Origin of the sequence: Streptomyces atratus (genome assembly GCF_014648655.1) — a bacterium.
GTDB lineage: Bacteria > Actinomycetota > Actinomycetes > Streptomycetales > Streptomycetaceae > Streptomyces > Streptomyces atratus.
This window is the reverse complement of sequence record NZ_BMRN01000047.1, coordinates 24,310-42,148: the sequence shown is the minus strand read 5'-3', so window position 1 is coordinate 42,148 and position 17,839 is coordinate 24,310. Positions and strand designations below refer to the sequence as shown.

20 protein-coding genes and 2 pseudogenes are annotated in these 17,839 nt (G+C 68.0%); 6 read left to right on the top strand and 16 right to left on the bottom strand.

Features of this window, described 5'->3' with window-relative positions; translation table 11 throughout:
* The 6 genes from IEZ15_RS37075 to IEZ15_RS37050 form a co-directional block, all read right to left on the bottom strand.
* The coding region (locus tag IEZ15_RS37075) for an alkaline phosphatase family protein (protein ID WP_308427481.1) at window positions 1-1,006 on the bottom strand (1,006 nt) is incomplete at its 3' end.
* A gap of 4 nt (window positions 1,007-1,010) precedes the next feature.
* Complete coding sequence (locus IEZ15_RS37070) at window positions 1,011-1,700, bottom strand: HAD family hydrolase (protein ID WP_229846358.1); 690 nt, start codon at window positions 1,698-1,700, stop codon at window positions 1,011-1,013.
* Window positions 1,701-1,823: 123 nt separating this feature from the next.
* Complete coding sequence (locus IEZ15_RS37065; protein ID WP_189281262.1) at window positions 1,824-2,960, bottom strand: ABC transporter ATP-binding protein; 1,137 nt, start codon at window positions 2,958-2,960, stop codon at window positions 1,824-1,826.
* Window positions 2,957-3,784 carry an ABC transporter permease gene (locus IEZ15_RS37060; RefSeq protein ID WP_189281260.1) on the bottom strand — a complete coding sequence of 276 codons (828 nt, stop codon included), beginning with the start codon at window positions 3,782-3,784 and terminating at the stop codon, window positions 2,957-2,959. Before IEZ15_RS37060 ends, IEZ15_RS37065 begins: the two co-directional genes overlap by 4 nt.
* Entirely contained in the window at window positions 3,772-4,698 is a 927-nt protein-coding gene (locus IEZ15_RS37055) for an ABC transporter permease (RefSeq protein ID WP_189281258.1), read from the bottom strand. Before IEZ15_RS37055 ends, IEZ15_RS37060 begins: the two co-directional genes overlap by 13 nt.
* Window positions 4,695-5,804 (bottom strand): ABC transporter substrate-binding protein, encoded by a 1,110-nt coding sequence (locus tag IEZ15_RS37050; protein WP_189281270.1) that lies wholly within the window; start codon window positions 5,802-5,804, stop codon window positions 4,695-4,697. The genes IEZ15_RS37055 and IEZ15_RS37050 overlap by 4 nt, the downstream gene beginning before the upstream one ends.
* 264 nt (window positions 5,805-6,068) lie before the next feature.
* On the opposite strand from IEZ15_RS37050, the gene IEZ15_RS37045 reads away from it, so the two are divergent.
* Complete coding sequence (locus tag IEZ15_RS37045) at window positions 6,069-6,827, top strand: GntR family transcriptional regulator (protein WP_189281256.1); 759 nt, start codon at window positions 6,069-6,071, stop codon at window positions 6,825-6,827.
* A 131-nt stretch (window positions 6,828-6,958) separates the two neighbouring features.
* Entirely contained in the window at window positions 6,959-7,486 is a 528-nt protein-coding gene (locus tag IEZ15_RS37040) for a hypothetical protein (protein ID WP_189281254.1), read from the top strand.
* Here IEZ15_RS37040 and IEZ15_RS37035 read toward each other — a convergent pair.
* From IEZ15_RS37035 to IEZ15_RS37025, 3 genes are all read right to left on the bottom strand, one after another.
* Window positions 7,483-7,689: a hypothetical protein gene (locus IEZ15_RS37035; RefSeq protein WP_189281252.1), complete on the bottom strand. Its 207-nt coding sequence runs from the start codon at window positions 7,687-7,689 to the stop codon at window positions 7,483-7,485. The two genes, IEZ15_RS37040 and IEZ15_RS37035, sit on opposite strands and share 4 nt — an antisense overlap.
* A 525-nt stretch (window positions 7,690-8,214) precedes the next feature.
* On the bottom strand, window positions 8,215-8,430 hold the full coding sequence (locus tag IEZ15_RS37030) for a hypothetical protein (RefSeq protein WP_373302700.1): 216 nt from the start codon (window positions 8,428-8,430) through the stop codon (window positions 8,215-8,217).
* Window positions 8,431-8,533: 103 nt separating this feature from the next.
* Window positions 8,534-9,205, bottom strand: a complete 672-nt coding sequence (locus tag IEZ15_RS37025) for a hypothetical protein (RefSeq protein ID WP_189281250.1) — start codon at window positions 9,203-9,205, stop codon at window positions 8,534-8,536.
* A gap of 359 nt (window positions 9,206-9,564) precedes the next feature.
* Here IEZ15_RS37025 and IEZ15_RS37020 point away from each other — a divergent pair, with 359 nt between their 5' ends.
* Entirely contained in the window at window positions 9,565-9,927 is a 363-nt protein-coding gene (locus IEZ15_RS37020) for a hypothetical protein (RefSeq protein ID WP_189281248.1), read from the top strand.
* Window positions 9,928-10,021: 94 nt separating this feature from the next.
* Here the strand turns inward: IEZ15_RS37020 and IEZ15_RS37015 are convergent, their stop codons facing one another.
* The 4 genes and pseudogenes from IEZ15_RS37015 to IEZ15_RS47720 form a co-directional block, all read right to left on the bottom strand.
* Window positions 10,022-10,654, bottom strand: coding sequence for an SMI1/KNR4 family protein (locus IEZ15_RS37015; protein ID WP_189281246.1), 633 nt, complete (start codon window positions 10,652-10,654; stop codon window positions 10,022-10,024).
* 503 nt (window positions 10,655-11,157) lie between these two features.
* Window positions 11,158-12,303: a hypothetical protein gene (locus IEZ15_RS37010; RefSeq protein ID WP_189281244.1), complete on the bottom strand. Its 1,146-nt coding sequence runs from the start codon at window positions 12,301-12,303 to the stop codon at window positions 11,158-11,160.
* Between the two features lie 233 nt (window positions 12,304-12,536).
* Window positions 12,537-12,899: pseudogene (locus IEZ15_RS45625) on the bottom strand (PAS domain-containing protein); the annotation flags it as partial.
* Between the two features lie 85 nt (window positions 12,900-12,984).
* A pseudogene (locus IEZ15_RS47720) lies at window positions 12,985-13,240 on the bottom strand (IS701 family transposase); the annotation flags it as partial.
* Between the two features lie 156 nt (window positions 13,241-13,396).
* On the opposite strand from IEZ15_RS47720, the gene IEZ15_RS37000 reads away from it, so the two are divergent.
* On the top strand, window positions 13,397-13,780 hold the full coding sequence (locus tag IEZ15_RS37000) for a hypothetical protein (protein WP_189281240.1): 384 nt from the start codon (window positions 13,397-13,399) through the stop codon (window positions 13,778-13,780).
* A 1,230-nt stretch (window positions 13,781-15,010) separates the two neighbouring features.
* Here the strand turns inward: IEZ15_RS37000 and IEZ15_RS36995 are convergent.
* Window positions 15,011-15,277, bottom strand: a complete 267-nt coding sequence (locus IEZ15_RS36995) for a hypothetical protein (protein WP_189281237.1) — start codon at window positions 15,275-15,277, stop codon at window positions 15,011-15,013.
* A 59-nt stretch (window positions 15,278-15,336) separates the two neighbouring features.
* Here IEZ15_RS36995 and IEZ15_RS36990 point away from each other — a divergent pair, with 59 nt between their 5' ends.
* Window positions 15,337-16,023: a HemK2/MTQ2 family protein methyltransferase gene (locus tag IEZ15_RS36990; RefSeq protein WP_373302701.1), complete on the top strand. Its 687-nt coding sequence runs from the start codon at window positions 15,337-15,339 to the stop codon at window positions 16,021-16,023.
* A 37-nt stretch (window positions 16,024-16,060) separates the two neighbouring features.
* Window positions 16,061-16,264, top strand: a complete 204-nt coding sequence (locus IEZ15_RS36985) for a CDGSH iron-sulfur domain-containing protein (protein WP_189281233.1) — start codon at window positions 16,061-16,063, stop codon at window positions 16,262-16,264.
* On the opposite strand, the gene IEZ15_RS36980 is transcribed toward IEZ15_RS36985, so the two are convergent.
* Window positions 16,244-17,242 carry an iron-containing redox enzyme family protein gene (locus IEZ15_RS36980; RefSeq protein ID WP_189281231.1) on the bottom strand — a complete coding sequence of 333 codons (999 nt, stop codon included), beginning with the start codon at window positions 17,240-17,242 and terminating at the stop codon, window positions 16,244-16,246. The two genes, IEZ15_RS36985 and IEZ15_RS36980, sit on opposite strands and share 21 nt — an antisense overlap.
* Window positions 17,243-17,662: 420 nt before the next feature.
* The gene (locus IEZ15_RS36975) at window positions 17,663-17,836 is read right to left on the bottom strand and encodes a CsbD family protein (protein WP_114243090.1); all 174 of its coding nucleotides are present in this window, start codon (window positions 17,834-17,836) and stop codon (window positions 17,663-17,665) included.
* Window positions 17,837-17,839 lie beyond the last annotated feature (3 nt).

Genomic DNA, 17,839 nt, shown 5'->3' with positions numbered 1-17,839 from the left:
GCGATATCACCCACAGCGGGACACGGTTGCCCAGCCCGATCGGCTGCCCGTCCACGAACTCCTCAGGGGTCCCCGCGGGCGGGGACGGCGGCACCACGTGGTCGAAGTAGCCGTCGTTCTCGTCGTACATCACGAGGAACACCGTGTGCCGCCACACCTCCGGGTTCGCGAACAGCGACTGAAGAGCGGTGTTCACCCAATGCGCGCCATAGGCGGGGCTGGCGGTCGGATGCTCGCAGAACAGGTAGGGCGAGACCAGCCAGGACACCGTCGGCAAGGTGCCGTCCTTGCAGTGCGCGTCGAACGCCGACAGGTCCCACTTCGTCATCGCGTTGATGTAACGCGGGTCGTCCTTGTCGAAGGTGTGGAACTGTCCGAAGTACTCAAGGGCGTTGTCCTCGTAGTTGCCGTAGCGCTCGTCCAGACCAGGCGTGTGGTAGACGCGCCAGGTGATGTCGGCGGCCGACAGGCGCTCTGCGTAGGTGGTCCAGTCACAGACCGGGCTTTCGGGCAGCGGAGTGTTGTCGATCCACGGGCCCGTCGTACCGTCGCGGCCCGGGCCGACCGTGCCGGTCCACAAGTAGAGGCGGTTGGGGCTGGTGGGCCCGGCCAGTGAGCAGAAGTACGCGTCGCACAGCGTGAAGGCGTCAGCCAGCGCGTACTGGTAGGGGATGTCGTCACGGGTGAGGTAGCCCATGCTCTGCTCGCCCTTGGCGGACGTCCAGCGGTTCATCGCGCCGTTGTTGATGGCCTCGTGACCGCTCTCCCAGTCGTGCGGCAGGCCGTCGGCGTTTTGCGCGTTGAACTTCGTGGAGTCCATACGGTAAGGCAGCAGATGACCGCCGTCGGGCCGGGCCAGGGTGGGCTGGCGAAAGACGCTGTTGCCGTTCGGGAACGTCAGGGCCTGGCGGTCGTCGAAGCCGCGTACGCCGTTCAGTGTGCCGAAGTAGTGATCGAAGCTGCGGTTCTCCTGCATCAGGATCACCACGTGCCGGATGTCGTCCATAGCGTTAGTTCCTTTCCGCTGACGTGAGGAGGGAGGCGAGCAGGGACAGGTCAGCGCGCTCCAGGGAGCGGAGGACGGTCCGGTTGGCCGCGGGCTGGATCGGTACGGTGGAGGGCACGGCCAGCACCGTGCACCCGGCGGCCTCGGCCGCGGCGACCCCCGTGGGCGTGTCCTCGACGACCACGCACGCATGCGGTTCGACGCCCAGGGCGGCGGCCGCGGCGAGGTAGGGGTCGGGCGCGGGCTTCGTGCGGGCGGTGTCCTCGACTGCGACGGTCAGAGCGAACCGGTCCTCACCCAGCGCCCTGCATACCAGGTCAACGACATGGCGCGGCGAAGCGGAGACGATCGCCGCGGGCACGCCTGCCGCGGCCAGTTCGTTCAGCAGGCGCAGTACGCCCGGGCGCGGGACGATCTCGCGGGCCACACGGGCGGCGAAGGCAACATCCAGCTCGGTGGCGAGCGTGGCGAGGTCGGGGGCCGCCGGGCCGCCGGTGCGGTGCAGGTGGGCGGCGGTGTGCGCGGCCGGGCGGCCCAGCACATGAGGCATGTCCGCGTCGGTCAGTGGCCGCCCGATCCTGTCGGCGACCTGTTCCGCTGTGGCCCACCACAGCCGTTCGGTGTCGACGAGCGTGCCGTCCATGTCGAACAGGACGGCAGCGGGAAGGCCGGGCGCTGCAATGCGATGGTTCAAGGTGAGTTTCTCCAGTGTGTGTGGCGAACGGGCAAAGGCGCGGGCTCTGCGCGTCGGCTGCCGGGCGGCAGGTGGATTGGTCCGAATCGACGGCGTCGTCCGGCCGGGCGCCGGCGGGAACCGTCAGCTCCCGTCGCGACCACTGTTTCCTCGGCGGTGGCGATCCACGAGCACGGGGCGGTCCGGCAGTGTCAGCGTCACCGGCGCACCGACCGGGAGAGTGGCCATGGCGTGGGTCGGCACATCGGTCATCACCTCGCCGCCGTCGGTCAGCCGCACGGTCAGCCGCGTCGTCGCGCCCAGGAACGTCGCCCCCACGATGCGGGACGTGCCCTTGCCGTCCGCCGTGACCTCGATGGCCTCCGGCCGTACCAGGACGTCCACTTCACCCGTTCCACCGGCGACCTCGGCGGCGCCCGGAAGCCTCCCGTGGACGGGCAGCGTGCGGCCGAGCGCGTCCACGGTCCCGTCGTCCGCCCCGGACCGGGCCGGGATCCGGCTCATCACGCCCACGAACTCGGCGACGAACGCGGTCGCAGGGTGTTCGTACAGTTCCGCCGGAGGTGCGCACTGCTCCAGTCTTCCGGCACGCATCACCGCGACCCGGTCGGCCATGGACAGGGCCTCCTCCTGATCGTGTGTCACGAACAGGGTGGTGATGCCCAGTTGCTGCTGGAGACGGCGGATCTCCTCGCGGAGCGTCAGGCGTACCTGTGCGTCGAGCGCCGACAGCGGCTCGTCGAGCAGCAGCACGCGTGGCCGCAGTGCCAGAGCCCGCGCCAGGGCGATCCGCTGCTGCTGGCCTCCGGACAGTTGATGCGGGAAGCGGCCGGCGTGCTGCGGCAGGCCGACCAGCTCCAGGAGTTCGGCTGAGCGGGCCCGCCGCGCGGCTTTGCCGACACCACTCATCCGCAGCCCGAAGGCGACGTTGTCGATGGCCGTCAGGTGCGGAAAGAGGCTGTAGGACTGGAACACCATGCCCACGTCGCGGCGGTGGGCGGGGACGCCCGTGATGTCCTCGCCGTCCACGAGCAACGTGCCCGAGTCGGGCCGCTCGAATCCGGCGAGGGTCCGCAGTGCGGTGGTCTTGCCGCAACCGGACGGGCCGAGCAGTGCCACGAGTTCGCCCGGCTCGACCGTCAGGTCCAGACCGTCCAGCGCCGTCGTGGCGCCGAATGAGCGTTGCAGCCCGCGGAACTCGACGGTGGCACCGGTCCGCGTCCGGCTGATGGTTTCGAGAGTGCTTGTCAGGTCGGTCATGAGGTCTCCTTGGGGCGGCGAGCGCGTCCGGCTGTGGCGACGGCCAGCAGCAGCATCCAGGTGACGAGCAGGCCCATCACCGACACGGCCACCGACATCTGGGCCTGCGAGCCGCTGATGGCGAGGATCCACACGGCGAAGGGCTGGTAGCCGAGGATCGCGGCGACGGTGTACTCGCCGAGCACCAGCGCCAGGGTCAGGAACGCCGTGTTGAGCAGCGCCCCGCGCAGGTTGGGCAGTACCACGTGCAGGAGGGTGCGGGACCATGGTGCCCGGCAGGCCCGGGCGGCCTCGACGAGCATGCGCAGGTCGATGGCCGCGAGCCCGGTGTCGAGCGTGCGGTACGCCAGCGGCAGCGCCATCAGCGTGTACGCGAGAACCAGGACGAGGGGGAAGTCCGGATTCTGGAGCGCGACCAGGGCTTGGAAGAGCGGCGTACCGGCGACATGGTCCGATCCCCAGCGCAGCACCGCGCTGAATCCGGCGACCAGGGCGACAGCGGGTACGACCAGCGGCAGCAGGCACACGATCTCGACGAGTGTGCGCAGGCGTGGCGCGGCCAGCCGTACTGTGACCAGAGCGGGCACGAGCAGACCCAGAACGAGCACGATGGTGGCGGTGGCCAGCTTCAGGGTCAGAGCGAGACTGTCGGTGAAGCCGCCGGCGGTGAAGATACCGGTGTAGGCCTCGAAGCCGATGTGCTGGCCTGGGACACCGACGCCGGTACTGAAGGCGACGGCGCATGCGAGCGGGACGAGGAAGTACGCACCGGTGAGCAACAACACGGCGGCGCGCCCGTATCGGGGCGTGGTCAGGCGAGCCATCGCGCGCTCCTGCGTTGCAGCGGCAGCTGAATGGCCACGATGAGCCCCGCGACCAGCACCATGTCGACACCGAGCGCGAGTGCGACGTTGCCCTGGCCGACCAGGACGTTCCCGGACAGCGCGTCCGCGATCTGCATGGTGACCAGCGGTACCGAGCTGCCGACCATCGCCGCGGCGGTCGCGTAGGCGCTGAACGCGGTGCCGAACAGCAGCACATAGCCGCCGAGCAGCGATGGCATGAGGATCGGCAGCGCGACATGCGTCCAGTACCGGAAGGTGTTCGCGCGGTTGTTGCGGGCGGCTTCCCGCCACTGCCGCCGCAACCCCTCCAGAGCCGGGGTGAGCGTGAGCACCATGAGCGGAATCAGGAAGTAAAGGTAGACCAAGGTCAGACCCCAGAAGCTGTACAGGTTCCAGCCGTGGCTGAGCAAGTGGAATTGGCTCGTCAGGACGCCGGCGTTGCCGAGCGTGGCCACGAATGCGAATGCGAGCGGCACACCGCCGAAGTTCGCCAGTACGCCCGATGCGGCCAGGACCGCCTCGCGCAGGGCTCGGAAGCGCGAGGTCACGACCACGTGGGCGATCGGCAGACCGACCACGGTGGCGATCAACGCGGAGACGGCGGACAGCTTGACGCTGCCGATCAACGCGGTCAGGTAGGGGCCGTGCAGCGAGGCGCTCATGTTCGCGCCGGTGAGGCGGGCTCCTCCGGGCGCGGACTCCGGCGTCGTGAAGGCGCCGACCATCATCGTCCCGAGAACCAGGCCGAACACCACGGCGGTGAAGACGAGCAGCGGCGCGGCACCGAGCCAGCCCGCCACGCGCGGGACGCGCCGCCGGGGCGGCCCGAGGCCGGCCTTGCTGCCGTAGGAGCGGGTCCGGCTGTCGCCCCCGGCCGTCTGGATGGCGCTCATCCGGCGACTGCCTGGGCCCAGCCCTGGACGACGGCCTGCTTGGCCTTGCTGATCTGGCCCTCGGTCGGGAAGGCGATCCTGCCATTGCCGGGTGTCTGCGGGAGTTTGGCGGCGAGGGCCGCGTCGAGAGTCCCGGACTGCTGCATCGCCGGCATCAGCACCGGGCGGGCGTGGCCCTTGAGCCACAGGTTCTGGCCCTCGGGGCTGTACAGGAACTCCTGCCACAGTCGGGCCGCGGCCGGGTGCGGCGCCCACTTCACGATCGCCTGCGAGTAGTACTCGGCGTACGCGCCGTCGGACGGGACGCTGACCTTCCAGTCGACGCCCTTGGCGCGGAGATCGTCCGCGTACCCGGTGTTGAGGTAGTCCCAGGTGATGCTGATCGGCGTCTCGCCCTTCTGAATGGTCGCAGGGCTCGACTCGACAGGGTTGAAGTTGCCGGCCTTCTTCAGGTCGGCGAAGAAGTCCAGGCCGGGCTTGATGTCGTCGAAGGAACCCTTGCGGGCAAGGGACGAGGCGTACACGGCGCCGAAGGCCGAGCTGGACTTCGTGGGGTTGCCGGTCAGCGCGACCTGACCCTTGTACTGCGGATCCATCAGGTCGGCGAAGGTCTTGGGGCACTTCTTGACGCGCTTCGCGTCACAGCCGATCGAGACATAGCCGCCGAAGTCGTTGTACCAGCGGGCCTGGGAGTCCTTCTGCGTCTTCGGGATCTGGTTGAACGCACTGACCCGGTACGGCGCCAGTACGTTCTGCTCGGCCGCGCTGACGGCGAAGGCGCTGCCCACGTCGATGACGTCCGGAGACCGGTCCTGGCCCTTGCGGGAGGTGGCCGCGGTGATCTCGTCCTGGCTGGAGGCGTCGGGGTTCTCGACTTCGACCTTGATCCCGTACTTCTTCTCGAAGGTGTCGATGATCTCGCCGTAGTTCGCCCAGTCGCGAGGAAGGGCGATGGCGTTCAACTTGCCCTCCTTCTTCGCGGCAGCGACGAGGGCGTCCATGCCGCCGAAGTCCTTTGCCGAGGTGGCGGCCGCGGCCTTGCCGTCGCTGCCGCTGACATCGTTTGTGCTGGTCAGTCCGCATGCAGTGAGCCCGAGCGCGGCCATGGCAAGGAAGCAGGCAAGGCCCGCCGAGCGAACGTAGTGCAGTCTCACAAGGGTCTCCCGAAAGGGCAAAAGTTGGCTGTACAACTTGGCCCATTACTTCGGGGGGCCGTGTATGGAGGATGAACGCCGAGGAACGGGCCGATGAGCCTCTCGGGAAGACATGCGCAGACCACGCAGCGAGAACGCCCGGCCGGTGAGCCAGGCCCGGTGAGTGGATAGGGTCACGTCAGAGCATCAATGGGCGGCTGAGCGAAGGAGAACGACATGGCGGTCGCGGGGGGCGGCACCACCGGAGCCCGGTATCGACGGTTGGCGGCCGACTTGCGTGAGGCCATAACCGCCGGCTCCTTCGGGTCGGATGGCCGGCTGCCCAGCGAGGAACAGCTCGCCCAGCAGTACGGCGTGTCACGCGGCACCGTCCGTCAGGCGCTGGCAGTGCTACGCGCCAACGGCCTGGTCACGTCCAGACGGGGGACGCGGCGCGTCGTGCTCGGCACCGCACGCACCCAGAGCTTCTTCGAACTGCTGAGCTTCACCCGCTGGGCACGCGCGCTCGGAGAGGAACCGGGCGGCCGCACGATCGACATCGAAAGCTGTCCGGCCAACCCGTCGGAGTGCGAGCAACTCGGCCTCGAGCCTGGGGCGCAGATCTACCGGGTGCTGCGGCTACGGACGCTGTCGCGTGTTCCGATCATGATCGAGCGGACCCTCTACCCCGAGCACATCGGTGCCATGATCGCCCGCCTTGAGCACGATGCGATGTCGCACACCGAGTCGCTGACGGAGGAGGGAGTGGTGTTCGCGGACACGGAACACACCATTGACCTCGTCCACGCCGAGGCCGACGATGCCCGCCTGCTCGGCTGCGCTCCCGACGCGCCACTGATGCGAGAGCGGCGGCGGGCCACGGACCAGGCGGGCAGACCGTTGCTGTGGTCGGACGACCGCTTTGTGCCGGGCACGATTGCCTTCACCGTGCACAATTCAGTGGCGACGACGGCTCTGCTGCGCCGACGCGGCTGACCGATCGCCCCAAAGGCGGCGCGTCAGCCGTGACCGACCGAGCCGGTCGTCATTGCCATAGCCTGCCGCGCGAGGGCAGTCGACCCACGTGCGGTGCCGCTGGCCGGAGAACTGCGCGGCGTGCCGAAAGGATGGCATGGTCCCTGGTCAAGGCGATGCTCGGCTACGACCCGACGGACCTGGACCGCATCGAGGCCGAAGGGACCACAGGAATCCAGGAGGAGAAGTACGAGATCGAGGACCGATGGGTCCCCGCTACCCTGCTTCTTACTCTCGCCTTGTGGCGAACCGCCCGCACCATGGATGTCCTGGTCGACGACGTCCCTCTCTACCAGGCCCGCCCGTTCCTGTCGGGTGCCAATGGCCTGATCGCTGACCCCATGCCCGTGCTGCGCCCCGGCATGCTGAGGCCGCCGCGGAGCAGGTACGGCAAGAACGGGGACCTGATCGAGCGGGCTCGCAGAGCGCTGTTGTGGAACCTGGCCACCGATACGGCAGACCGCGGCGGAGAACTACTGCTCGGCGATCGCCACCGGGAAATCGCCCATGGCCCTTATCAAGCCGGGAGGTGCAGCAGATTCCTTGCCTCTTCCGGGCCGATCCGGCGGCACAGGCCGACCACGTCCGTCAGCATGCTGTCGTCGACCGCGAGGCCCTAGTCGCGGCCAGTGTGCATGATCGCCATCGCCAGCGCCGTCTGCTCCCGCAGCCAGCGTCGCACAGTTCCGGGGCGTTCATGGATGTACGCGCTGCGCGATTCCAGGGACACACCGAGCAGCCGGCCCTCCCGCCATCTGCACAGCATCCTCGCGTGCTCCAGCGCCCTGGGCCAACCGCCCTGGCCCCCGCCCGTGATGCTCATGACAGACACGCTACGCGCTCGCATGGGCGCGAGGGCCGCGAAGCTGGTCAACGACCGTTGTCACCAGCTTCCGCCTACCGGGCAGATTCCCGGCCTCACCCTCAACGCGTGATCAACAGGAGCCAGAACCGCAGCTCAACCCAACCTGCCTGCCTACAGCTTTCTGCCATGCACATTAGGGCTACTCCGGGTGGATCACCGACTGAGATAGCCGCGTCGGCGTAAGCCTCGACGGCGGACGCCAGTAGCGCCCGCCGCTCCTCTGGCTCCCGCCGCTCAAGGGCCAGGGCGTCACCACGCCCGAAGCCAAGGCCCTCATCGCCCGATGGCCCATAGGCAGATCGAAAGGATGGGCAACGCGATGCAGTCGCGGGTCGCCTTCCTACACGATGCCGGCGCTGTCGACAAACGCTGTCCCCAGAGATGAACGAAGCCAATGCAGCAGCCGCAGGTGACCTCTGACAAGTGATCTTGACCGATTGCCAGGCGACTTTGACCGCCCGGTTCAGGCTGCTTCGTCCGTTCCTACTCGCCGTCGCTGGTGGTCCGGTTCAGACTCCGGCGCCGGTTCTTCTCGGAGCGACGCACCAGCTCGCTCGCGGCGAGCGTCACGGTCGCCACGCCGCGGACCCAGCGGGGCCCGCCGCGCTCCGCCCACACCACACACGCACACCCGCCGGCGGCGAGCACCAAGACGCCGAGCAGCACCAGGCCGACCATGTTCCCTACCTCTGCGTTCATTCGTACGGTCCCGCTGATCAACTCAGGCCGGGAAGGGGCCCGCCGGGAACTGGCGCGCGAAGCGATCTCAGCCGCGACGGTCAGGGGGACGGGAGCGTGCTTCTCAGGAGTGGGGTGTCATTCCTTGCGGGTCGCTCTGCGGGGCGTACGTCTTCATTGCCTTGTCTGTCATGAGTGCTGAGATCCGGAGCCATTCCTGGTGTTCCACTTCGGCGGTGCGGAGCCATTCCTCGGCTCGGTAGCTGTCCAGTGCCTGCCCGGCGATGTCGCGCTGGTATTCCTGTGCGTCCTCAGCGGCGCGAGCAACGTCCTGGACCGTCATCCCGGTGGCCTGTGCCTGTACCCGGGCACGGTAGAACCGGGCGGTGCTGGGGGCGAGGGGGACGGGTTCTTCGAGGGGATGCAGCCAGACGGCGGGCAGGACGGTGTAGGTGGTGGCGGCGGGGAGGGTGACCTCGTTGCCGTCGGTGTCGGTGACGAAGCCGTCGATCTCGTACTCGGGGCCGGCGGGGAGGTCCAGAAGTTCGATCTGGTCGGCGGTGAGGCGCAGGGTGACCCGGTTGGTGGTGGTGGCCTCGTAGCCGTCGACGGTGGCGCCCTCGGGATCGGTACCGGTGACGGTGAGGTCGAAGCGGTCGCCGCGGCGCAGGTTCAGTCGCATGTCGGCGGCGAAGTCGGCATGGGTGCGGGGGATACGGTGGCGGAGGGCCGGCGGCAGTCGCTGGGGGACCTTGACCTGGTAGGTCTCGCCGATCTGGATGTCCTGGACGCGCATGACGGCCTCCTGCCCCCTCTCCAGCCTCCCCCGGGCCGTCCCGAACCGCCAGGCCGGGGTGGGGAAGCGCTGCGTGGCGGCCCGGTAGAGCCTGCGGCCGGAACGTAGGAGAGTGCAGCCGCGAGCTCCGTCTCACGCCCTCACAGCCTTGCTGCGCAACGCGTCTACTTGTGGCTCACAATCTCCGCGTCTTCTGGGGGTTCCAGGCGCTCCTTTCGCGGGCGTGGCAGAGCCGGAACGGGGCCGCCGGGGAGGAGACCCTTGCGGCGCATGGCCTGGTCGCGGCTGCGGCACCAGGTGGTGCAGAACTTGCGGGGGCGGCGGGTGGCCTGGGGCAGCGGCTGGGCGCAGGTGGGGCAGTGGCCGGCCTCGATGACTGGGGCCAGGTTCTGGAGCAGCCGCCGGACGCGGTCTTGGTCTTCCGGGGTGTACGGCTCCGCGTCGGTCCGGCAGCCGGTGAGGAGTTCGGGGAATACGGAGCGCAGCGCAGCAAGCTCGCGGCGGCAGGTGCCAGGGAGGTCGAGGTAGTTCTCCACCGGCCAGGTGGCCAGGACGGCGGAGCGGGAGAGGTAGAAGCCGACGGTGTCGATCCGGTGGTGGTCGGTGGTGTCGAGCAGGAGGTAGCCGAGGAGCTGCCAGGCGCTCGCCTTGGGGAAGCGGTGACCCAGCTCCTGCGCGCCCTGCTCGTGTTGACGAATCTCGAAGTCAACCGCGGATTTTGATCATCCCCACCTCTGACGCGGTGGGATCGCACGCTGATCCAGCAGCCCGAACCCTGTCCTGCCCTGTCCTCACAGGGACGAGGACCCATGACTTTCACTGTTCTTCGCGGAAGCTGTTGTATTCGTCATTCATCAGGTCCCAGAAGGACCGGTAGCGGACCGCTCCGGGCAGCCAGTGGGCGAGATACCAGGCTTCCCACTCTCCGTCTGCGGTGACCACGCAGGGGTTGAGCAAGTAGACGTCGGTGGCGTTCGGGGTATGGCTGATCATCAGGGTGTGCGGCAGGTATTCGGGGCGGAGCGAGGTGGGGTCCTGGGCCTCGCCGTAGACGAAGTACTCCTCGTCACTCACCCGCGACGCCGTCTCCGTGGGTCCACCTGTCCAGCCTGTGATGAGTTCCGGGTCCAGGTCCCGGGCCCATCCGACTTCCTGGAGCGGCAAGATTCGGTCGATGGCATGGGTTGTGTTGAGCCAGCCGTTGCTGGTCAGCAGGAACTGCCGGTAGCTCGCCGGCAGAACGGTGCCCAGGCGCTGTTCGAGCGCGCTGAGGTCCTCGCCGGTAGCCCCAGCAGCCCCCAGCCAGCGAGCTTTGCGCACTTTGCTGGGAAACGGCTCGGCCCGCTCCTGTTCGTGCAGTACAGGGTCGAGCCACTCGTCGCTCCACCGTTGCAGCAGATTCCGCCATGCGTAGCAGCGCCCATCATCCTGATTTTGTGTGCTTCCCATGGCGGAAGGTTAGGGGTGAGCACTGACACGCCCTTCGGTCTGTGAAGGCGGGACGGATTTCCAGCCGAGGACAGAATTCAGGCTGGGTATACCGGTCGTCGGTTTCGTCTCCCGCCCGGCAAAGGCGATCTGTCTTTCATGGAGAACACGGATCCCGTGCCTGTAGTGGGGCGGCGCGGGCCTCACCCGGTGACGGACGGTCTACGTCTCAGACCACCGCCCACGACCTGCGCGAACATCCCGGAAAAGCGGCACACCAGCCTTTTGACCTGCGACTTCAGGTTGGTGGAGGCTCACTCCCGACCCGATGTCGAGCACTCCCGGCCGATACCGAGCATCGAATGCCGTGCACCGTCCGGGCATCCGATGCGGTGGCGCGCACCGGATGCCAAGCACTCCCAGCCGGTGGAATCCACTCCCGGCCGATGGGCTCCACTCGGTCGAGTGGAGTGCGGTGCATCGTCGTGCGCGCCGCCACACTGGGTGCGCGACAACGGGTGCACTCAGTGGCCGCCCTCCCGGCCGCGGTGCGGTCCGGGTTGCTGCCGGCGGTGCGGCTGCGGGTCGTCCTCGCGCACCGGGTGCGGTCCGTCGGTGTTCTCGCGGTCGGCGTAGCGGTCCATGGTGGCGCGGGCCCGGTCGGCCGCCGCGGTGAAGGCGTCCTGGAGGTGGCGCAGCCGCTCGGCAGTGAGGTCGAGGGCTTCCACGTCCGTGCGGGACTCCTGCAGGGCCCGCAGCGCCGTCATGTCGAGCGCCGACTGGGGCCCGGCGTCGGCGTCCGAGAACGGGATGAGGAGCTGCTCGGGCATCGCGGCCTGCTGGTGCACCACGTCGTCGTACAGGGCGCGGCCGGTGCGGCGCGCGGCACGCAGCCGGGCGCTGAGAACGGTGGAGGCGATGACCGCGCGGTCGTAGAGCAGCGGGACGCGCGGGATGTCCCACTCCCCCGGCTCCAGGGGGAGGCGGGGCGTGTCCGGGTCCCCGGGGCCGGCCGGGGGCTGGCCCGGATCGGGTTCGGCGTCCGGTGGGCGGCGGCGGGTGGGCGGGTAGGCCAGGGACCAGCGGGCGGTGTAGAAGCGGTAGGCCGGCATACGGCCGCGCAGCGTCTTCGGCTCGCTGATGTCCAGGCAGTGCGCGGCGATGGCGGCGTCCACGACTTCCTCGTCCAGGCCCGGCTCGCGGCGGCGGCCGCGCAGAACGAGAGCGAGGTGGCGGCGGGCTTCGGCGAGCAGGTGCCGGCGGTGGAAGAAGCCGTCCTTGTTCATCACGAACACCATCGCGGTGACGTCGACGGCCGCCAGGGCGACATCGACCACGGCGGCGACCCGGGCCCGGATCGCCGCCGCCGCGGCACGGGCGCGCTGCAGGAGGGAGTTGATGACGTCGACGGCCACCCCAGAAGTGGGGATCGCGCTCGTCTTCCACCACGCGCGCAGCTGCGCGAGCGGCCGGGTCTGCTGCTTCGGCGGGCGGGTCATCTTCGCCGCGATCCGGTTCAGCTTGGCGCGGGCCGGCTCGGACACCTCGGGCGCGAACTTCAGGTTGCCGTCGTCGTCGACGGCGGTGACGTACTCGTGCTCCAGCTCTGCCAAGCAGGCGGCTATCTGGTCGCCGCGCCGTGAGGTCCAGCGGATCAGCTCGTGCGGCACCCCACGGTCATGCCCGTTGATGCGGCCGGAAGTCCCAGAAAAGTCCCAGGGGGATCCCAGGCGAGTTGATCGAGTGTCCGGTCGCCGAGGGACGTGTCCGTCTCGCCGACCCCGATGACGACGAGGTCCCGTGGGCGGTACCGCCGCGTGGCCGCTGACTGCGATGGCCGAGAGGTGTCTGAGGAGCAGTCCGCCCGCTGAAAGCGAGCTCTGCGGGTCGTCTTCGAGCGGACGTTGACTGGACTCCAGTACCGCTCCTCCCACACCCCGGGCCGGTCCGGGTGCTCCACGTCGTAGCGGTGCAGCGTCATGGCGTCGCGCTTCCCGGTGGCAGCCACCCACCGCTGCGATGCCTGCAGCTTGCGCATACCGGTTACGGCGGGGTCCTTGGGGTCGTCGGGGAAGGCATCAAACAGGTAGCGGCCTACCACCTGGCCACGGGTACCCAAGCTGCTCAGACATGCCTCGTTGACGTCGATGTACACCAGGTTTGTGGTGAACAGGGCCACCGCGCTCGGCAGCGCCTGGAATATCGCCTCATAGTCGATCCCGGATGTGTCCACGACGCCACCTGCCCACGGCGCTATGTCGATCATGTGCTCCTTCGCGATAGGCACCAGCGGCGCTCCGGGCAGGTCGGCACTCCAGAGCACCGCAACCGCTAGGCGTGGGCGCGGACGAAAGCATCCCGAACCAGTACTTGACCGGCTCGTCCTTGCCCTCGGGCCATTGCGCGATCAGCCAGGTCAGGATCGGCCGCGGGCTTTGGACGGCGTCCCGCGAGCCGGATGCGCAGGAACATGAATCGGGAGGGCATCGCGGCTTCGGAGCCCTTGCGCCAGGTGACCGTCACCGCCTTCTTACGCCCGGCAGCCAGGACGTGTTCACGCAGGTTGACCGGGCGGGTGCGGTAGCGGGGCAGCGGACGCGGGCCGAGTCGCGCACACGAGCAACTGGGAAAGAGGCTTCGATCCCGGTGGATCAATGCATCCTTTTGCGTAATAGATGCCTGAATGTTCGATTTGACTATGCTTGCAGTTGGATACTGCACCGCCATCCGCGCGGTCGCGGAGACTCGAAAGGAAGCCCGGTCATGCCGAAGAACGAGAAGTCGTCCCAGCCCTCGCATGGCGAGGGACCAAGCCGTCACAAGGGTGCTCACCAGCATGGCTGGTCGTCGGATGTGGACGAGACCCATCAGGAGGCCAACGAAAGCGCACACCGGTCCTTCCATCCCGACGAGTACGCGCCGAAGCCCGGCCCCGGCAGGAAGATTTCCAAGGAGGAAACCGAGGAGGTCCCCGGCAACACAGTCAAGAGCACACATCGCCCGGGTCAGGAACGCGCCGGGAAATCCGGCGAGAGCGGTATGCACGACACCGGCCCCAGGGGCCGGTCCCAACGCCTCAGCGGCACCCGGGACGCCTCCGCATCCACGGGAGTCGACCCGCAGGAACCGCGCTCTGACTCCGACTGACCCCATCGATCCCAGACAACACTGTTCGTGCCCCGCCGAGAGTCGTACGTCGAAGCTCGCGACACCATCAAGTTCCGAAAGTGACACGCTGGTGCGGGGAGCCCGCAACCTGCTTCTCGCCGTGCCTGACGTCGCGGTCTGAGTTTCCTGCGCTTCTATGGACTTGGTGTGGTTGTACGCCGCAAATTCCCGGAGCACGTCGTGGTCGTTATCCTGGGGCTCATCATCCTGATCGCCGCGGTAGTCGTCGCCGTGGCTGGCGTTCTCACCAATTCTGGCAGGCACACCATCTCACCGACGGCTTCTCGGTATTCGGCTACGTGACCGGTTCCACCGGCACGCTATTCCTCTACGGCATCGCCGTCGGGGCGCTGGCCGTCTTGGGGCTGAGCCTGCGCATCGCGCTGTACGCCGCCCATCCCACCATTCCAGAACCTCGAGCCGGGACCTCGGACAGCCCGGCCGCCAGTCGGTCGCAGATCGCAACGACGCAATCGGTCACCGCCAGGCTGGCCGCGCGGAGACTGCACGTGCGCGGGGGAGTGACCGACCTTCCCGGCGTACATCCACGAGTTCAGCGACTGACGCACAACGTAAGGACGAGAGCGATGACCGCGGAACCCACACCTGAAGGCCCCGGACCCGTCCCCAGCCGGCCGGATCCGGTGCCGCACGACCCGCAACGTCCGTCCGAGCCAGGCCCCAGCGAACCTCAACCCCAGCCAGACCCGGAGCCACCTCCGGGCCCCGGAACCCGCCCGGTCCCCGAGCCGCCTGACTGACCGGGGCGCTACGGTCATTCTTTCCAGTGCTTCTTTCCCCGGAGACTCGTGAGCGTGACGTCCTACCGATTGCGGCCCCAGAGTGATCGGCGCAAGGTGAATACGTCAGGGCCTTTCCAGCGAAGGGCAGAGTCTTCATGGGTAAGGGAGAGGCGAAGGCGAAGAAGGTTTAGACAACTGAAGGAAACCGTCGGCGGGACGACAAGGGCCCGCAGGCAGAGGGACGCGGCGAGAAAAGACGATCAGGGCAGATGCCCGCGGCAAAGACTGCTGATGGAGACGGTCGGCCCCGGTCGCAGAGTGGGCCAGGTACCCGGACCGCATCCGGGCTTGTTGTGCGGCCGTCATGGCGCGCATCCGCTCGAGGTTGCCGGGTGCAGCTGAGGATGGTCGAGGTCAGGCGCGGCGGCTACCCGGCTTAAGGAGCCGTGATGTTGCTTCCGAGTGGTCACAGGCGCGTGGCTGCTACGACGCCGGCCGGGCTGTGACGGTCGCACGGACGCACGACCAGTTCCGCTGGCCGGCCGACGGCTGGAAGGACAAAGCAGAGCTGCCCCAGCCGGATTTGCCAGGTTCCCCAGTTCGTGCTGCCGGACGACATCGCGGATTCCATCCCGTGCGGTGACGACGTCGGCACCTTGTCGTGGCAGCCGCAGCGCGTCTCACCGAAGCGGGCTTCACGGAGATCGCCTTCGTCCAGGTCGTGGGTGACCATCAGTCAGCGGCCCTTTCTTGACTGGGAGGAAAGGAAAAGAGCCTGCTACCCGCCCTGCGATCTCTGAAAGACGGGCACGACAGTTGAAGTTCCTCAAGCCTCCGGGTGTCTACGCGCCGCAGGAAGACACAGTCATGCTGGTATCCGCTCTGCGGCGCGAACATCTGTCACCTGGAGCCGAGGTGCTCGACGTGGGTTCCGGCACCGGCGCAGCGGCGATCGCTGCCGCCCGCTTCGGTGTTGCCCGGGTAACCGCCATCGATATTTCGGCCGCGGCGGTGCTCACCACACGCCTTAACGCACTGCTGTCAGGGTACGCACGGGTGATCCGGACCAGCCGGGGCGACTTGACGGAGCCTGTAACCGGCCTGAGGTTCGACCTGGTGTTGGCGAACCTGCCGTACGTACCGTCCGCGAACGCCCGCGTACCGCGTCGCGGTATTGCTCGGGCCTGGGAGGCGGGGATCGACGGCCGGGCGGTGCTCGACCGGCTCTGTGCCAAGGTTCCCGCTCTGCTGCGCCCCGGAGGTGTGCTGCTCGCGGTCCACTCCGTGCTGAGCAACCCAGCGATGACCCTGGCGCGGCTGGCTGAAGCCGGACTGGGCGTGGCTGTGACCGACCGCCGGTTCGTTCCCTTCGGACCTGTCCTGCGAGAACGGGCCGGCTGGCTGGAGGCCCAGGGCTTGATCGAAGCCGGCCAGGAGGAAGAGGAACTGGTGGTGATCCGTGCAGAACGGCCGTACTGAACCAGAGACCGCACCTCGGGCAGCTGCACGCCGTGTCATGCAAGAACCGGGCGGGCCCATGCTCGTAGAGGGGCCTGTCGAAGTGGTCCAGGAGGACGGCACCATTGCTCGCTCGGACCGGCCTGTTGTCGCACTGTGTACCTGTCGGCGGAGCCTCATCTTCCCTTGGTGCGACACGAGCCACCGTGGCCGGAAGAGGCCGAAAGCCCCACCGCCGGCCTCAGAGCGGCGCACAGACTGAGGACTCGCCGCCCTGCCATGCGCCGAGCAACTGCTCCCCGAACCGGTCTTCCAACCATCCGGTGGCCGCGATGCCGAAGGCGACGTCCGGTGCCAGATCCGGCTCCTCCTGGAGCAGACCGGCGACGACCTCATGCCGTACGAGCTGCTCATGCACGGCGTCGGCCTCCACATGCTCCGTGTAGAAGTGGATGGCCGCAGGCCCGGCACCGGCCCGCTTCAATGCCTGAGCGAGGCGCCGCGACCCCGGTGGCGACGTGGTCTCCACCGAGGCGAAGTGACCGACCAGCGCACCACGGTGTGAGCGGTGGAGCCCAAAAAGTGACATGAGGTTGACGGTCGCGAGCATCTGCCGAGAGCCGGCGTCGAGGTAGCGCCCATACGAGGTGTCCAACTGGAGGTCCGCCATCAGATCGGCGAACAGCTTCGAGTGGACCTGTTCCGCCCGTCCCGCTCCGAATTCGTCGTACTCCACAGCAGCCATTCCTGCCTTGGCCCGGCCCGTCAGGCGCGGGATCACCCACACGTGCGGATCGGCCTCCTTGAGGTGATAAAGCGAGCGGTGGGCGGCATACTCGCGCAGATGCCACAGCTCGCCCTCGTCCCGCAGGAAGTACGACACGCCGTCGCCGTCCACCGGCTCCAGAACGAGTTCGTCCAGCGCGCTGCCGACGTCCTCGGCCACCGGCACGTCAGCGCGCAGAGCCGCCATGAACGCCCGCTCCAGCGCGGCGCGCACCCTGAGCAGTTCCGGATCCCACTCCCAGGCGCCGTCCACTCCGTCGAAGCCGCGGTAGTGCAACTCGTAGCAGAGGTACAGGGCGAGCTGCAGGTCGTCGCCGTACGGATCGGCATCCGCTACCAGGGACGTGTCCGGCAGGCTGCGCCGACCCGGTTCCCGGCCGAGCGCCTCGATCAGAGCGGCAGACACCTCACCCCGGGTCTCCGGGAGCCTCACGGTGTTTTCCTTCCTTGGCATTCGTCTCCATCGCCCTTGCGACGGGTCTTCCAGCTTCGCGTTCCACCTCGTCCACATCTGAATCAGGATCGCTCACAACCAGGATTTCCGCATCGAGTAGAGAGCGGAGCGCTTCGCCACGGCTTCGGACTCGGAGCAGCCCACAACGGGGGACTCTGACAGGCGTGTGACTTCCCATACCCCTCGGCGTTGAGAGAAACGGGCGGCCAGTGGTTACGGAGACGCTCGCCGGCCACATTCGTTTCAGCGGCCCGTTGCATATCCGGTCCACCCGGGCATACATGAAGTGAGCGCAGACAAACTCATACACCGAGCGCGCACTGTCCCGCCGCCAGCTGCATGCATCGATTGCCGCTCCGCTGGACGCAGGCCCGCCCTTGTTCGGAGTGTGGCAGCGAGTCAGTGCTGCATGTCTTTCCTTCAGTGCCTGAAGGTGTCCTTGCCCTTCTCCACTGCCTGCTTCACTTTGCCCTTCATCTTTTGGGCCCTCCCCTTTCCCTCCAGGCTTTCGTTACCCACGGCCCGCCCGACCGTTTCCTTTGTTTTCCCCTCTGCGATTTTGCCTATGTTCTTGGACTTTTTTCCGATACCCATGTC

Bases quoted from the DNA above. Each gene is read 5' to 3' on its own strand.
- IEZ15_RS36975 (WP_114243090.1), bottom strand. From the start codon at position 17,836: ATGGGTATCGGAAAAAAGTCCAAGAACATAGGCAAAATCGCAGAGGGG.
- IEZ15_RS37040 (WP_189281254.1), top strand. From the start codon at position 6,959: ATGGCATGGTCCCTGGTCAAGGCGATGCTCGGCTACGACCCGACGGAC.
- IEZ15_RS37000 (WP_189281240.1), top strand. From the start codon at position 13,397: ATGCCGAAGAACGAGAAGTCGTCCCAGCCCTCGCATGGCGAGGGACCA.
- IEZ15_RS36980 (WP_189281231.1), bottom strand. From the start codon at position 17,242: ATGCCAAGGAAGGAAAACACCGTGAGGCTCCCGGAGACCCGGGGTGAG.
- IEZ15_RS37055 (WP_189281258.1), bottom strand. From the start codon at position 4,698: ATGAGCGCCATCCAGACGGCCGGGGGCGACAGCCGGACCCGCTCCTAC.
- IEZ15_RS36985 (WP_189281233.1), top strand. From the start codon at position 16,061: ATGCAAGAACCGGGCGGGCCCATGCTCGTAGAGGGGCCTGTCGAAGTG.
- IEZ15_RS37015 (WP_189281246.1), bottom strand. From the start codon at position 10,654: ATGGGAAGCACACAAAATCAGGATGATGGGCGCTGCTACGCATGGCGG.
- IEZ15_RS37030 (WP_373302700.1), bottom strand. From the start codon at position 8,430: ATGAACGCAGAGGTAGGGAACATGGTCGGCCTGGTGCTGCTCGGCGTC.
- IEZ15_RS36995 (WP_189281237.1), bottom strand. From the start codon at position 15,277: ATGGTCACCCACGACCTGGACGAAGGCGATCTCCGTGAAGCCCGCTTC.
- IEZ15_RS37065 (WP_189281262.1), bottom strand. From the start codon at position 2,960: ATGACCGACCTGACAAGCACTCTCGAAACCATCAGCCGGACGCGGACC.
- IEZ15_RS37050 (WP_189281270.1), bottom strand. From the start codon at position 5,804: ATGGCCGCGCTCGGGCTCACTGCATGCGGACTGACCAGCACAAACGAT.
- IEZ15_RS37025 (WP_189281250.1), bottom strand. From the start codon at position 9,205: ATGCGCGTCCAGGACATCCAGATCGGCGAGACCTACCAGGTCAAGGTC.
- IEZ15_RS37035 (WP_189281252.1), bottom strand. From the start codon at position 7,689: ATGAGCATCACGGGCGGGGGCCAGGGCGGTTGGCCCAGGGCGCTGGAG.
- IEZ15_RS37060 (WP_189281260.1), bottom strand. From the start codon at position 3,784: ATGGCTCGCCTGACCACGCCCCGATACGGGCGCGCCGCCGTGTTGTTG.
- IEZ15_RS37045 (WP_189281256.1), top strand. From the start codon at position 6,069: ATGGCGGTCGCGGGGGGCGGCACCACCGGAGCCCGGTATCGACGGTTG.